The organism is Aminobacter niigataensis (assembly GCF_946995915.1).
GTDB classification, from domain to species: Bacteria; Pseudomonadota; Alphaproteobacteria; order Rhizobiales; family Rhizobiaceae; genus Aminobacter; species Aminobacter niigataensis.
The window spans coordinates 3,067,302-3,079,951 of record NZ_OX341517.1; the positions used below are offsets into that span (position 1 = coordinate 3,067,302).

Sequence of the window (12,650 nt, forward strand, 5' to 3'; positions counted from 1 at the left end):
GCGCCGTCTTGTCAACGCAAAAGCCTTCCGCTACGCCCCGATCATGACAGTTACAGTTCGCTTCGCACCTTCGCCCACCGGACGCATCCACATCGGCAATGCGCGCACGGCCCTGTTCAATTGGCTGTTCGCGCTCAAGCACAAGGGGCGTTTCGTCCAGCGCTTCGACGATACCGATGTCGAGCGCTCGCGCCAAGAATTCGCAGATTCGATCCTCTACGATTTGCACTGGCTCGGCATCTTTCCCGACCAGACCGAATACCAGTCGCGCCGTTTCGCCAGCTATGATGCGGCTGTCGACAGGCTCAAGGCGGCCGGCGTGCTCTATCCCTGCTACGAAACGACGGAAGAGCTCGATCTGCGCCGCAAGGTACGGCGCACGCGCGGTTTGCCGCCAGTCTACGGGCGCGAGGCGCTGAAACTTACCGATGCCGAACGCGCATCCTATGAGCATGACGGGCGCAAGCCGCACTGGCGCTTCCTGCTGCCCAACTTCGCCTCCGACCCGTTCGAGACCGAGCGCACCGAAATCCACTGGAACGATATCGTGCGCGGAGAGGAGACCGTCGACCTGGCGTCCCTCTCCGATCCGGTCTTGGTGCGCGAGGACGGCACTTATCTCTACACGCTGCCGTCGGTGGTCGACGACATCGAAATGGAGATCACCCACGTCATTCGTGGTGACGATCACGTCACCAACACCGGCGTTCAGATTGCGATCTTCCGCGCGCTGGGCGCCGAGCCGCCGGCATTCGGCCACCACAACCTGCTGACCACGGCGTCGGGCGAGGGGCTGTCCAAGCGCACCGGTGCGCTGTCGATCGAAAGCTTGCGCGACAGCGGCATCGAGCCGATGTCGGTTGCCTCGCTCGCCGTGCTTGTCGGCACGTCGGAGAATGTCACGGCGGTGCCGAGTCTTGCCGAACTCGCCGAGAAATTCGATCCGGCCGCGACCTCCAAGTCGGCTTCCAAGTTCGATCCCGATGAGCTGGTCGTGCTCAACCGGTCGCTCCTGCACCACATGTCGTTCGACGAGGTGCGTGACCGCCTGATGGTGCTCGGCGTCAGCGGCCAACATGCCGAAGCGTTCTGGATGGCCGTGCGCGGCAATCTCGACCGGCTGTCTGATGCTCTCTCCTGGTGGAAGATCCTGCGCGAGGGGCCGCAGCCGGCGGCTGAGATCGCCGACGAGGATCGCGAGTTCGTCGGACAGGCATTCGACCTGCTGCCGGAAGAGCCATGGGACGGCAATGTCTGGAAGGACTGGACGGCCAAGGTGAAGAAGGCGACCGGCCGCAAGGGCAAGGCGCTCTTCATGCCACTGCGGCTTGCCCTTACCGGGCTGGAGTCGGGCCCGGAACTCGCAGATCTGTTGCCGCTGGTGGGGCGGGAAGGAACGCTGGCCCGACGGCCCTGACCTTTCGGTCCGGGTCAGGCGCCGCTCTGGGCGTGACCGGGAGCGGCGCCTCGTCTTCTTGGGCGGGTTTGGCGGCCTTGGGCACGGCGCGTCCTTCGCCGGCGACGACGGAAAAGTTGCTGTTCAGGCTGACATTGCAGCCGCACGCCGGCACGCGTGGCAAATCCACCCGCTTGTAGCGATAGGCGGTCTCCAGATTGTCGTAAGGCTGGCCGGAGCGTGCGGAAACCATGCTTTGCCCAGGCTGGCCGGTATTGAGGTGATAGAACAGCTCGATGTCGGTGCCCGGGCAGCTCGCTTCGCAGTTCTTCTCGTCGCGCTGGAAATCCGACAATTCGGCAGCATTCGACATCGGGAAGAAGTAGCCGTCGCAGGTCCGCACGCAGAGCGTACGGTATTCACCCGTTCCTTGTTGCTGGTTGCGGCCGATCACGATGCGCTGCGGGTAGCGCTCGTCGGCATCAAGGCTTTCGGAGCTGCCGCCGCGAATGATCGTGACCCCGGCCTCGTCCTCGCCTGGTTCGGCGCTGAGGGTCGAGTCTTCCTCTTCGCCGGGCTGGTCGTAGCAACCAGCCCGTTCGAGTGCGTCGAGGATGCGGATCCGCTCGGCGCGGGCATTCCGGTTGGGGCGCATCGCCGGCCTGCTTTCCAGCTTGCCGAGATTGTCTTCCATCCTGGCGATCCGGGCATTGAGGTCGGCGCAAGCGGCAACCATGTCGGCTGCAATGGCCCGTCCGCAGCCGAGGTCGGCTGCTCTGATACGGGCCAGATCGATCTGGTCGCGCTGGGTGTTTGCGGCGACGGCGAATTCGTCCGACTGGACGAAGCTGCCGCCGGGCTGGTCGGGCAGGCGGGCCAGTTCCACCTCGAGCTGAAGACATTGCGGCGAAGCGGCCAAGGCGGCTGAGGCAACGATCATCGACAAGGCGGCAGCCAGCGCATTCGCCGGCCACCTCATCGCCCTTGTCGTCGTGCCGCGCCCGAACATGCCGCTCCCTGGAAGGATCGACTCAACCTAGCGCCGGCGAGGTTAACCGTTTGTTTGGAAACGGCGAACCTTCAGCTGGCGGCATGCGCCCGCTGCGAGGCCTCGACCACCGCCAATGCCGTCATGTTGACGATGCCGCGCGAGGTGACGGACGGCGTCAAAATGTGGGCCGGCTGGGCGGTGCCGAGCAGGATCGGGCCGACATGCAGTGCGTCCAGCATCGTCTTGACCGTGGTCAGCGCGATGTTGGCGGCGTCGAGATTGGGGAAGACCAGAAGGTTGGCTTCGCCCTTGAGCGTCGAGTGCGGGTAGACGCGCTGGCGCAGCACTTCCGACAGCGCGGAATCGCCGTGCATTTCGCCGTCGCTGGCGAGTTCCGGTGCGATGCGCTTCAGGATCGCGGCTGCCTGCCGCATCTTCTGCGCACTTTGCGAATCGCGTGAGCCGAAATTCGAATGCGAAAGCAGTGCCGCCTTCGGCTCGATGCCGAAGCGGCGGATCTCGTCGGCCGCAAGCATCGTCATCTCGGCGATCTCTTCGGCGCTTGGGTCGACCGTCACATAGGTGTCGGTGAAGAACAGGACGCCGCGCTGCGAGATCAGCATGGAAAGCGCCGACAGGTCGCGATCCTTGACGCCGTCCCGGGCGCCGACGATCAGCGTGACGTTGCGCAGGTGACGTTCGAAACGGCCTTCCAGCCCGCAGATCATGGCGTCGGCATCGCCACGCTTCAGCGCAATGGATGCAATGACCGTATTGTTGGTGCGTACCATGGTGCGTGCTGCCTCCGGCGTGATGCCCTGGCGGCCGCCGAGATCGATCAGGTGGTCGACATAGTGGCGATAGCGCGGATCGTCCTCGGGATTGATGACCTCGAAGTCGATGCCGGGACGAATGCGAAGGCCATAGCGCTTGAGGCGGACCTCGATGACATGCGGACGGCCGATCAGGATCGGCTTGGCAAGGCTTTCCTCCAGCACCACCTGGGCGGCGCGCAGCACGCGCTCGTCCTCGCCGTCGGCATAGATCACCCGATTGGCCGTTGCCTGCTTGGCGTTGGAGAAGATCGGCTTCATCACCAGCCCGGAGCGGAAGACGAAGCGGCTGAGTTTTTCGACATAGGCGGTGAAATCGGTGATCGGGCGGGTGGCCACGCCGGTGTCGCAGGCGGCCTTGGCGACGGCAGGCGCAATGCGCAAGATCAGCCGTGGATCGAAGGGCGAGGGGATCAGGAAGTCGGGGCCGAAGGTCGGCGTCTCGCCGGAATAGGCGCGCGCGGCGACATCCGACGGCTCCTCGCGTGCAAGGGCGGCGATCGCGCGCACCGCCGCCATCTTCATCTCTTCGTTGATCGCGCTTGCGCCGCAGTCGAGCGCGCCGCGGAAGATGTAGGGGAAGCACAGCACGTTGTTGACCTGGTTCGGGAAGTCCGAACGGCCGGTGCAGATCATGGCGTCCGGCCGTGCGGCCCGCGCCTCCTCAGGCATGATCTCGGGCTTGGGGTTGGCCAGCGCCAGGATCAACGGTTTTTCGGCCATCTGGCTGAGCAATTCCGGCTTCAGCACGCCGGCGGCGGACAGGCCGAGGAACACGTCGGCGCCGCCGATGACGTCGGCCAGCACACGGGCATTGGTGTCCTTGACATAGGGGTCCTTCCAGCGATCCATTTCCTCGGTGCGGCCCTTGTGGGCGACGCCGAAGCGGTCGGTGACCCAGATGTTCTCGACCAGGGCGCCGAGCGACACCAGCAGGTTGAGACAGGCGAGGGCGGCTGCGCCCGCGCCTGACGTGACGATCTTGACGTCCTCGATCTTCTTGCCGGCAAGTTCCAGGCCGTTGAGCACCGCCGCTGCGACGATGATCGCCGTGCCGTGCTGGTCGTCGTGGAAGACCGGAATGCGCATCTTCGCCTTCAGGCGTTCCTCGACGTCGAAGCATTCGGGTGCCTTGATGTCTTCGAGGTTGATGCCGCCGAAGGTCGGCTCGAGCGCCGAGATGGTGTTGACCATCTGGTCGATCTCGGGAGCGTCGATCTCGATGTCGAAGACGTCGATGCCGGCAAATTTCTTGAACAGGACGGCCTTGCCCTCCATCACCGGCTTCGACGCCAGCGGGCCGATATTGCCAAGGCCGAGGACCGCCGTGCCGTTGGAGATGACGGCCACCAGATTGGCGCGGCCGGTGTAGTCGGCGGCGGTCTCAGGGTCGTCCCTGATGGCAAGGCATGGGGCTGCGACGCCAGGGGAGTAGGCAAGCGCCAGATCGCGCTGGTTGCCGAGCGGCTTGGTCGCCTGGATTTCGAGCTTTCCCGGGACGGGGTGCTTGTGGAAAAAGAGCGCGGCCTGATCGAGATCGGAGAGCGCTTCCTTCTTCTTGTTGTCCCCGGCCATCTCTAACTCCTTTAGAATCCGCATCAAAGGCCGTTCTTAGCACGACGGCTGCATATTTCGAGGTGTCAATGCCAAAACGGCATTGAAGCACTTTCAAGCGCTGGAACGGAAATCATTCCAGCGGCTTGGCGCCAGATGTTGAGATGCTGAGTCAGCCTCTCCGAGGGTCAGAACGAGCTGACATACAGTCCGCCGTCGACGGGAATGTTCTGGCCAGTCATGTATCCGGCGTGAACCGAGCACAGGAAGGCGCAAATCTGGCCGAATTCTTCTGGCGTGCCAAGCCTGCCGGCCGGCACTTCGGCGCTCAGCCGGGCGCGGCGTGCAGCCCCCTGAACAGGATCCTCGACGCTGCCCGGTTCGTGCGGACCGCGCAGGCGGTCGGTGTCGAGCTTGCCCGGCAACATGTTGTTGATGGTGACGTTGCGGTTCGCCACGGTGCGCGCCACGCCTGCCAGGAATGCCGTGAGGCCGGCGCGTGCGCCCGAGGAAAGGTCGAGGCCGGGAATCGGCGTGTAGACCGACAGCGAGGTGATGTTGACGATCCGGCCAAAACCGCGTTCGGCCATGCCGTCGATCACCGCTTTGATCAGTTCGATCGGCGTGACCATGTTGTTGGTCACGCCTTCGAGGATCTTTGCGCGGTCGAGTTCGCGAAAATCGCGATAGGGCGGGCCGCCATTGTTGTTGACCAGGATGTCGGGAGACGGGCAGGCGGCGAGCAGCGCCTTCTGCACCTCGGGATCGGACACGTCGCCGGCGATTTCGGTGACGGTCACGCCGAAGCGCTGGCGGATTTCCGTCGCGGTGCGGCTGAGCGCGCCTGCATCGCGGCCGTTGAGGAAGAGTTCGCATCCGGCTTCGGCCAATGCGATGGCGCATCCCTTGCCGAGTCCGCGGCTTGACGCGCAGACGATAGCCTTCTTGCCCCGTATGCCGAGATCCATGAGTCCGTCTCCTGTAGGTGATGCGCCACCCTAGGACTGCCGGCATGCGACTGCAACCGTCATACGTCTGTTGCATGAATCTGGGCATAGCCAGCGCGACAGCAACGGGTGAAATGCCATGTCAGGCACCAGCACACGCAGTTTCCGAACGCTCTTCATCTCCGATGTCCATCTGGGCTCGAAGGGTGCGAAGGCCGACTATCTGATCGACTTCCTGCGACATCACGAAGCGGAGTCCATCTTCCTGGTCGGCGACATCGTCGATGGCTGGCGCCTGCGCCGCTCCTGGCATTGGCCGCAGACCCACAACGATGTGGTGCAGAAACTGCTGCGCCAGGCACGCAAGGGCACTGCTATCACCTACATCGCCGGCAACCATGACGAGTTCGCCCGCATGTTCCAGGGCGTGCATTTCGGCGGCATCGTCGTCGCCGACCGCGCCATCCATGAAGCCGCCGATGGCAAGCGCTTCCTGGTGATCCATGGCGACCAGTTCGATGCCGTGGTGCAGAATGCGCGCTGGCTCGCCTATCTCGGCGACTTCGCCTACGACGCGGCCATGGCGACGAACCGGCTCGTGGCGCGCTTCCGCCGCACTTTCGGCATGCCCTACTGGTCGTTCTCGTCCTGGGCCAAGGTCAAGGTCAAGAAGGCGGTGAACTTCATCGGCGCCTTCCAGGACGTGCTGACCGAAGAGGCCAGGCGTTCCGAGGTCGATGGCGTCATCTGCGGCCACATTCACCACCCGGCAATCGAGAATTTCGACGGCATCCAGTACATCAACACTGGCGACTGGGTGGAAAACTGCACGGCCGTTGCCGAGAATTTCGACGGCACCTTCGTCATCCTGCGCTGGCCGCATGTGCTGGCAGGGCAGTTGGTGAACGAGCCCTTCGTGCCGATGGTCGTCGACCAGCGCGTCGACAAGGCTGCCTGAACGGAACAACACACATGTGTCATTCAAGACATGCTTCCCGCAACCGGCGGGAAGGGCCAGGCCATGCGCCCATGGTCGAGCCAACGCAACCGGTCCACGAGCGGGCGTGGCGTCTCGGCGTCCATGATCGCCCTGCGGATGCCCGAACGACAACGCGGCTGGGCCGACAAGGACCAATCGGCGTGGCCCAACCCCAGGGCGGCATGGCGAACCGGGCCGCTTTCGCCTCCCGGATAGCCATGGTATTGGATCAGGCAAATCGGTGAGGCTTGCTAGGTTCGGGTCTGCACCCGGACCGAATACCTGCCATGACACTTCCGCCTCTCACGCCAGAACAGCAGGTCAAGCCGCAGCGCTTCGAGCTGCGCATATCGCTGCTTTTCGCGGCCCTGTTCGTGCCGATGGGCGTGCACCTGCCGTATTTCCCGCTCTGGCTCGAAGCCAAGGGGTTCGATCCCGAACAGATCGCCATCATCCTTTCGGCGCCGATGTTCCTGCGCGTCATCACCACCCCGTTGATCGCGGCGATGGCCGACCGGGCCAAGGACCGCGCCAACGTCTTCATCTTCCTTGCCGCTTCAGCGCTGTTGCTTTCGCTCGGCTATTTCCTCGAGCCGGCCTATCTCATCGTCCTGGCCGTCTCGCTGGCGCTTGCTGTGGTCTGGACGCCGCATTCGCCGATTGCCGATTCGCTGGCGCTATCTGGCGTTCGCCGCTACGGCTCCGATTATGCGGCGATGCGTATCTGGGGCTCGATCGCCTTTCTCGCCGGCAGCCTGGGGGCAGGGTTCATCCTGTCATGGACAGGCGCCGATGCGGTGCCGGCAATCATTTCGATCGGATTGCTTGGCTGCTTCCTGATGTCGTTCATCACGCCGCGCCTGGGCAGGCCGAGGCGGGCTTCCCCGCTGTCGGCAACCGACATGCAGCAGGCGCCGAAGCTCTTAAACCGCTATTTCCTGCTGATGGCCGGCGGCACCGGCGTCATCATCGGCAGTCACGGCTTTCTCTACGGTTTCGTGTCGATCTACTGGAAGTCCCTCGGTATCAACGAAACCATCGTCGGGTTGCTGTGGAGCTGGGGGGTGGCGGCAGAGATCGTCATGTTCATGTTCTTCACCCGGCTGTTCGGTTCCAGATCGACTGCGCTGGTGCTCGTACTTGCCGGCGCCGGCGCGATCGTCCGCTGGGTTGCGTATCCCCTGATCTGGCCGCTCGGGCTTGGCGTGCCGGGCTTCTTTGCAGTCCAGACCTTGCACGCCGTATCGACCGCCCTGGTGCTGATCGGCGTGCAGAAGCTGATTGCCGAAACGGTTCCCGAAGAGCGCACTGGTGCAGCACAAGGCGTGGCCTACTTCACCAACGGCATGTCGATGGCGATCGTGACGCTGCTTTCCGGTCCGCTCTACGAGCGCTTTGGCGTCAACGGCTTCTTTTTCATGGCCGGCGTAGCCGCTTGCGCCATCGTTCTTGTGGTGCTGGCTTCGCGCTCAGCCCCAGAGCGCGGACCGGGGCGGAGACACCATTGAGCCCTCGTAGATAAGCCCCGGCGAGCGGTCGCGTGCCAGGAGCAGCGGGCCATCGAGGTCCACGAAATCGGCATCCTGGGCGAGCAGCACGGCTGGCGCCATGGCGAGCGAGGTGCCGACCATGCAGCCGACCATCACCTGGAAACCGAGCGCATGGGCGCGGTCGCGCAGTTCGAGCGCCGCCGTCAGGCCGCCCGATTTGTCGAGCTTAATGTTGACGGCATCATAGAGGCCCTTGAGCCTGTCGAGATCTCCGGCGCCATGGACGCTTTCATCGGCGCAAATCGGCACCGGATGTGCAATTCGGGCCAGGATCTGGTCAGCACCGGCGGGCAGCGGCTGTTCGATCAGCGCGATGCCCAATTCCGCGGCTGCAGCCAGGTTTTCGGCGATGTTGGCGTCCGTCCAGCCTTCGTTGGCGTCGAGGATGATGCGGCTTTGAGGTGCGGCTTCGGTCACCGCGCGGATGCGGGCAATGTCGCCGTCGCCGCCGATCTTGACCTTGAGCAACGGGCGCATGGCGTTGGCTCGTGCCTGCGCTGCCATTGCCTCCGGCTCGCCGAGGGAAAGCGTGTACGCCGTCTCAAGCGCGCGGGGCGAGGCCAGGCCGAGCCTTGAGGCAACACCGATGCCGCTCGTCTTTGCCTCGAGGTCCCATAGGGCACAGTCGATGGCGTTGCGGGCGGCACCTGCCTGCATCAGGCCGAGCAGATCGGTGCGAGAGGCGCCTTCCTCGACCGCCCGCCGTGCCTGCTCGATTGCCTCGCGGACGCTTGCCATGGTCTCGCCATAGCGCTTGTAGGGCACGCATTCGCCCCGGCCGATGAAGCCTGATTCGGCGATTGTGCAGGTGATGACCTCGGCTTCGGTCTTGGAACCACGCGAGATCGTGAACGTTCCGGCGATGGGGAAGCGCTCATCTTCGACCGAAAGGACACGCACCATGAAAATCTGCTCCGTTCAACTGCTTGTCAGGGTTACGAAAATCGACAGGCAGCAGCCGACACGTTAAGTAGGGTGCCATGTTGACCATCGGCAAACGGGAAGCAAGCGGCGGGGCAGCCGACGGCCGAGATCACCGACCGCAGGTTGCTGTGGCGGAGCGCGAAGGCGTGCTCGCTTGCGTCTTCACCGGCATCTGGACCACCCGCACCGTAGCCCTTGTCGACGCCGAAATGCGCACGCTCGAAGCCCGCAAGGGATTTGTAGCATTGGCGCTTGATCTGTCCGGCATCGAAAAGATGGACACCGCCGGCGCCTGGGTCATCGACAGGCTGGTTTTCGCCAACGAGAAAAGAGGTGTCGAGGTCAAGATGGAAGGCCGCAGCGAAGCGGCCAACGTCCTGCTCGATGCCGTTGGCGAGGCCGTGCGGCGCGACGGCGATTCGGCTGCTGAGGTCCAGCCCAACATTCTTATCCGCATGCTCGAGGCGATGGGCCGGCGTGTCTACGAGATGCGCGACGATTTCCTGTCCTCGATGAACATCCTGGGCGCGACCATCCGCGGCGCCCAGATGAAGCTCGGGCGCGGTCATGCCGTCAACCCTGCGGCCATCTTCAGCCAGATCGACCGCATGGGCGTCGGCGCGATCCCGGTCGTGCTGCTGATGTCGGGCATCGTCGGCGCCATCGTCGCCCAGCAGGGCGCGTTCCAGCTCAGCTATTTCGGCGCCGATATCTTCGTCGTCGACCTGATCGGCGTGCTGGTGCTGCGCGAACTCGGCGTGCTGATGACGGCGATCATGATCGCCGGCCGCTCGGGCAGCGCGATCACTGCGGAAATCGGCTCGATGAAGATGCGCGAGGAGGTCGATGCGCTGACCGTCATCGGCCTCAACCCAATCGGCGTGCTGGTGTTTCCACGACTGGTGGCGCTGGTGATTGCGCTGCCGTGCTTGTCGATCCTCGCCAATTTCGCAGCCCTTGGCGGCGGCATGGCCACCGCATGGTTCTACTCAGACATTCCGCCGGCAGCCTTCATCGACCGCCTGCGGGTGGCGATCGACCTCAGCACTATTTTTGCCGGCCTGATCAAGGCGCCGTTCATGGCCATCATCATCGGCACCATCGCTTCCGTCGAAGGCATGAAAGTCGGCGGCAGTGCGGAATCGCTCGGGCGCCACGTCACCGCGTCGGTGGTCAAGGCCATCTTCGTCGTCATCATCCTCGATGGCCTGTTCGCCATGTTCTATGCAGCGATCAATTTCTGACATGGCCAGCCGGACAAAGACCATTCAATCGGAAGGCCAGAGCCTGAATGGCCGGGGCGAGATCTTGCTGTCGGTGCGGGACCTGACGGTTGCCTTCGAAGAAAAGGTGATCCTCGACAAGCTCGACCTGGACATCAAACGCGGCGAAATCCTCGGCTTCGTCGGTGCGTCCGGTTCGGGCAAATCGGTGCTGTTGCGCACCATCCTCGGCCTGATCCGCAAGCGCTCCGGCACGATCAATCTGTTCGGCGTCGATCTCGAGACCGCGAGCGAGGAAGAACGGCTCAGGATCGATATGCGGCTCGGCGTGTTGTTCCAGCACGGCGCGCTGTTTTCGGCGCTGACGGTGCTTGAGAACGTCCAGGTGCCGATGCGCGAATATCTCGACCTGCCGCGAAAGCTGATGAATGAGCTTGCCATGCTGAAGGTCGAACTGGTCGGCCTGCCGCCGGATGCCGCGAGCAAATATCCGTCCGAGCTTTCCGGTGGCATGATCAAACGCGCCGCACTGGCGCGGGCACTGGCACTGGACCCCGATATCGTCTTTCTCGACGAGCCGACATCCGGTCTCGATCCCATCGGTGCCGCCGAGTTCGACGAGCTGGTCGCCAAGATGCGCGATACGATGGGCCTGACCGTCTACATGGTGACGCACGATCTCGACAGCCTGTTTTCGGTTTGCGACCGGGTCGCCGTGCTCGGCAACAAGAAGGTGCTGGTCGAAGGCACGATCGCGGACATGCTGAAGAGCGAAGAACCATGGGTACGGTCGTATTTCCGCGGAAAACGCGCGCGGCAACTTGATCTTGCCGCAAGGGCATAGAATGGAATGATGTGATGGAGACCAGGGCCAACTACGTCATCGTCGGTATCTTCACGCTGTTTGCGATCCTGGCCGCTTTTGCTTTCGTCTATTGGACGGCTGCGATCGGCGAGCGTGGCGAGACCGCAACGCTGCGCGTGCGCATACCCGGCTCGGCCTCGGGTCTCGCCAGGGGCAGCTTCGTGCTGTTCAACGGCGTCAAGGTCGGCGACGTCCGCCGCGTCTATCTCGACGTCAGCAATCCCCAGGTGGCGATTGCCGACGCGGAGATCGACAGGCTGACGCCGATCACGCAGTCGACGCAGGCGGATATCGGCCTTGCAGGCCTGACCGGGCAGGCCAACATCGAGCTCAAGGGCGCCAACATCAAGGAACCCAACCTGCTCGACAAGGCCGAAGCTGATGGCACTGTTGCCGAGATCGTCGCCAATCCGTCCGCTGTCACCAACCTGCTGCAAACGGCGCAGGACATTTTCAAGCGCGCCGACACCGTGCTGAACAATCTCGAAGGCTTCACCAACGACGTCCGCGGCCCGCTTACCGCAACCGTCGGCAATGCCCAGAAGTTTTCGGAGTCTCTGGCTAGGAATGCCGACGGCGTCGACAAGTTCCTGGCCAGCGTGAGCGCGCTCTCGGAACAGCTTTCCACCGTTTCTGGCAAGCTTGACGGCACCATCGAGGCGGCGGAGGGGCTGCTCAAGTCGGTCGACCGCGACAAGGTGAAGAACATTGTCGCCAGTGTCGACACTTTCACCAAGAACCTCAGCGCCCAGAGCGACCAGATCGACGACATCGTCAAGGGCGTCAACACCACCGTCGCCTCGATCAACGACTTCGCCCAAAAGACACAGCAGACCCTGAGTAAGGTCGACGGCGTGCTCGAAGGGGTGGATGCCGCGAGCGTCAAGGAGTCCCTAGACAACATTCGCAAGGCCAGCGAGAACGCCAACAAGGCAGCGGCCGATGTCGCCAAGGTCACTGACAAATTCGGCGATCGCGCCGACGACATCGATCAGATCGTCTCGGACGCCAAGCAACTGGCGTCGCGCCTCAACCAGGCCTCCGTCCGCGTCGACGGCGTGCTTGCCAAGGTCGACAAGCTGCTGGGCTCGGGCGAGGCCGAAGGCGTGATGTCCGATGCAAGTGCGACGCTGAAGGCGTTCAAGCAGGTTGCCGATACGCTCAATGCGCGTCTCGGCACGATCACGGACGGGCTCGCCCGCTTTTCGGGCCAGGGCCTGCGCGACGTCGAATCGCTTGTCCAGGACAGCCGTCGCTCGATCACCCGCATCGAGCAGGCGATCTCCGACCTGGAGCGCAATCCGCAGCGCATCATCACCGGAGGCGAGGGCACCGTGCGTGAATTCGACGGACGGGTGCGTCGTTGACATCGTTTGCCTGCCGCACCA

10 protein-coding genes are annotated in these 12,650 nt (G+C 63.6%); 6 read left to right on the forward strand and 4 right to left on the reverse strand.

Going from position 1 to position 12,650, the window contains the following annotated elements:
- Positions 1-43: 43 nt before the first annotated feature.
- Positions 44-1,417, forward strand: a complete 1,374-nt coding sequence (gene gltX / locus O1Y97_RS14980; RefSeq protein ID WP_318761534.1) for a glutamate--tRNA ligase — start codon at positions 44-46, stop codon at positions 1,415-1,417.
- On the opposite strand, the gene O1Y97_RS14985 is transcribed toward gltX, so the two are convergent.
- The 3 genes from O1Y97_RS14985 to O1Y97_RS14995 form a co-directional block, all read right to left on the reverse strand.
- Positions 1,335-2,315 carry a DUF2865 domain-containing protein gene (locus O1Y97_RS14985; protein ID WP_318761535.1) on the reverse strand — a complete coding sequence of 327 codons (981 nt, stop codon included), beginning with the start codon at positions 2,313-2,315 and terminating at the stop codon, positions 1,335-1,337. The genes gltX and O1Y97_RS14985 overlap by 83 nt on opposite strands.
- 161 nt (positions 2,316-2,476) lie before the next feature.
- On the reverse strand, positions 2,477-4,795 hold the full coding sequence (locus O1Y97_RS14990; protein WP_183260799.1) for an NADP-dependent malic enzyme: 2,319 nt from the start codon (positions 4,793-4,795) through the stop codon (positions 2,477-2,479).
- 167 nt (positions 4,796-4,962) lie between these two features.
- Positions 4,963-5,742 (reverse strand): SDR family oxidoreductase, encoded by a 780-nt coding sequence (locus O1Y97_RS14995; RefSeq protein ID WP_318761536.1) that lies wholly within the window; start codon positions 5,740-5,742, stop codon positions 4,963-4,965.
- A gap of 118 nt (positions 5,743-5,860) precedes the next feature.
- On the opposite strand from O1Y97_RS14995, the gene O1Y97_RS15000 reads away from it, so the two are divergent.
- Positions 5,861-6,679 (forward strand): UDP-2,3-diacylglucosamine diphosphatase, encoded by an 819-nt coding sequence (locus O1Y97_RS15000; RefSeq protein ID WP_108607940.1) that lies wholly within the window; start codon positions 5,861-5,863, stop codon positions 6,677-6,679.
- A gap of 308 nt (positions 6,680-6,987) precedes the next feature.
- A complete protein-coding gene (locus tag O1Y97_RS15005) occupies positions 6,988-8,208 on the forward strand; it encodes an MFS transporter (protein WP_183260803.1) in 1,221 nt (406 codons plus the stop codon).
- On the opposite strand, the gene dgcA is transcribed toward O1Y97_RS15005, so the two are convergent.
- On the reverse strand, positions 8,170-9,153 hold the full coding sequence (gene dgcA, locus O1Y97_RS15010) for an N-acetyl-D-Glu racemase DgcA (RefSeq protein ID WP_318761537.1): 984 nt from the start codon (positions 9,151-9,153) through the stop codon (positions 8,170-8,172). The two genes, O1Y97_RS15005 and dgcA, sit on opposite strands and share 39 nt — an antisense overlap.
- 77 nt (positions 9,154-9,230) lie before the next feature.
- On the opposite strand from dgcA, the gene O1Y97_RS15015 reads away from it, so the two are divergent.
- Genes O1Y97_RS15015 through O1Y97_RS15025 form a run of 3 tightly spaced genes read left to right on the forward strand, consistent with a single transcriptional unit; the run spans position 9,231 to position 12,629 of the window.
- Positions 9,231-10,418 (forward strand): MlaE family ABC transporter permease, encoded by a 1,188-nt coding sequence (locus tag O1Y97_RS15015; RefSeq protein WP_108607943.1) that lies wholly within the window; start codon positions 9,231-9,233, stop codon positions 10,416-10,418.
- 1 nt (position 10,419) lies between these two features.
- A complete protein-coding gene (locus tag O1Y97_RS15020) occupies positions 10,420-11,241 on the forward strand; it encodes an ABC transporter ATP-binding protein (RefSeq protein WP_318761538.1) in 822 nt (273 codons plus the stop codon).
- A 14-nt stretch (positions 11,242-11,255) separates the two neighbouring features.
- Positions 11,256-12,629: an MlaD family protein gene (locus O1Y97_RS15025; RefSeq protein ID WP_108607945.1), complete on the forward strand. Its 1,374-nt coding sequence runs from the start codon at positions 11,256-11,258 to the stop codon at positions 12,627-12,629.
- Positions 12,630-12,650 lie beyond the last annotated feature (21 nt).

What these genes read in the sequence shown, in the direction of transcription:
- gltX (WP_318761534.1), top strand. Translation starts at nt 44, where the DNA reads ATGACAGTTACAGTTCGCTTCGCACCTTCGCCCACCGGACGCATCCAC.
- O1Y97_RS14990 (WP_183260799.1), bottom strand. Translation starts at nt 4,795, where the DNA reads ATGGCCGGGGACAACAAGAAGAAGGAAGCGCTCTCCGATCTCGATCAG.
- O1Y97_RS14995 (WP_318761536.1), bottom strand. Translation starts at nt 5,742, where the DNA reads ATGGATCTCGGCATACGGGGCAAGAAGGCTATCGTCTGCGCGTCAAGC.
- O1Y97_RS15000 (WP_108607940.1), top strand. Translation starts at nt 5,861, where the DNA reads ATGTCAGGCACCAGCACACGCAGTTTCCGAACGCTCTTCATCTCCGAT.
- O1Y97_RS15005 (WP_183260803.1), top strand. Translation starts at nt 6,988, where the DNA reads ATGACACTTCCGCCTCTCACGCCAGAACAGCAGGTCAAGCCGCAGCGC.
- dgcA (WP_318761537.1), bottom strand. Translation starts at nt 9,153, where the DNA reads ATGGTGCGTGTCCTTTCGGTCGAAGATGAGCGCTTCCCCATCGCCGGA.
- O1Y97_RS15015 (WP_108607943.1), top strand. Translation starts at nt 9,231, where the DNA reads ATGTTGACCATCGGCAAACGGGAAGCAAGCGGCGGGGCAGCCGACGGC.
- O1Y97_RS15020 (WP_318761538.1), top strand. Translation starts at nt 10,420, where the DNA reads ATGGCCAGCCGGACAAAGACCATTCAATCGGAAGGCCAGAGCCTGAAT.
- O1Y97_RS15025 (WP_108607945.1), top strand. Translation starts at nt 11,256, where the DNA reads ATGGAGACCAGGGCCAACTACGTCATCGTCGGTATCTTCACGCTGTTT.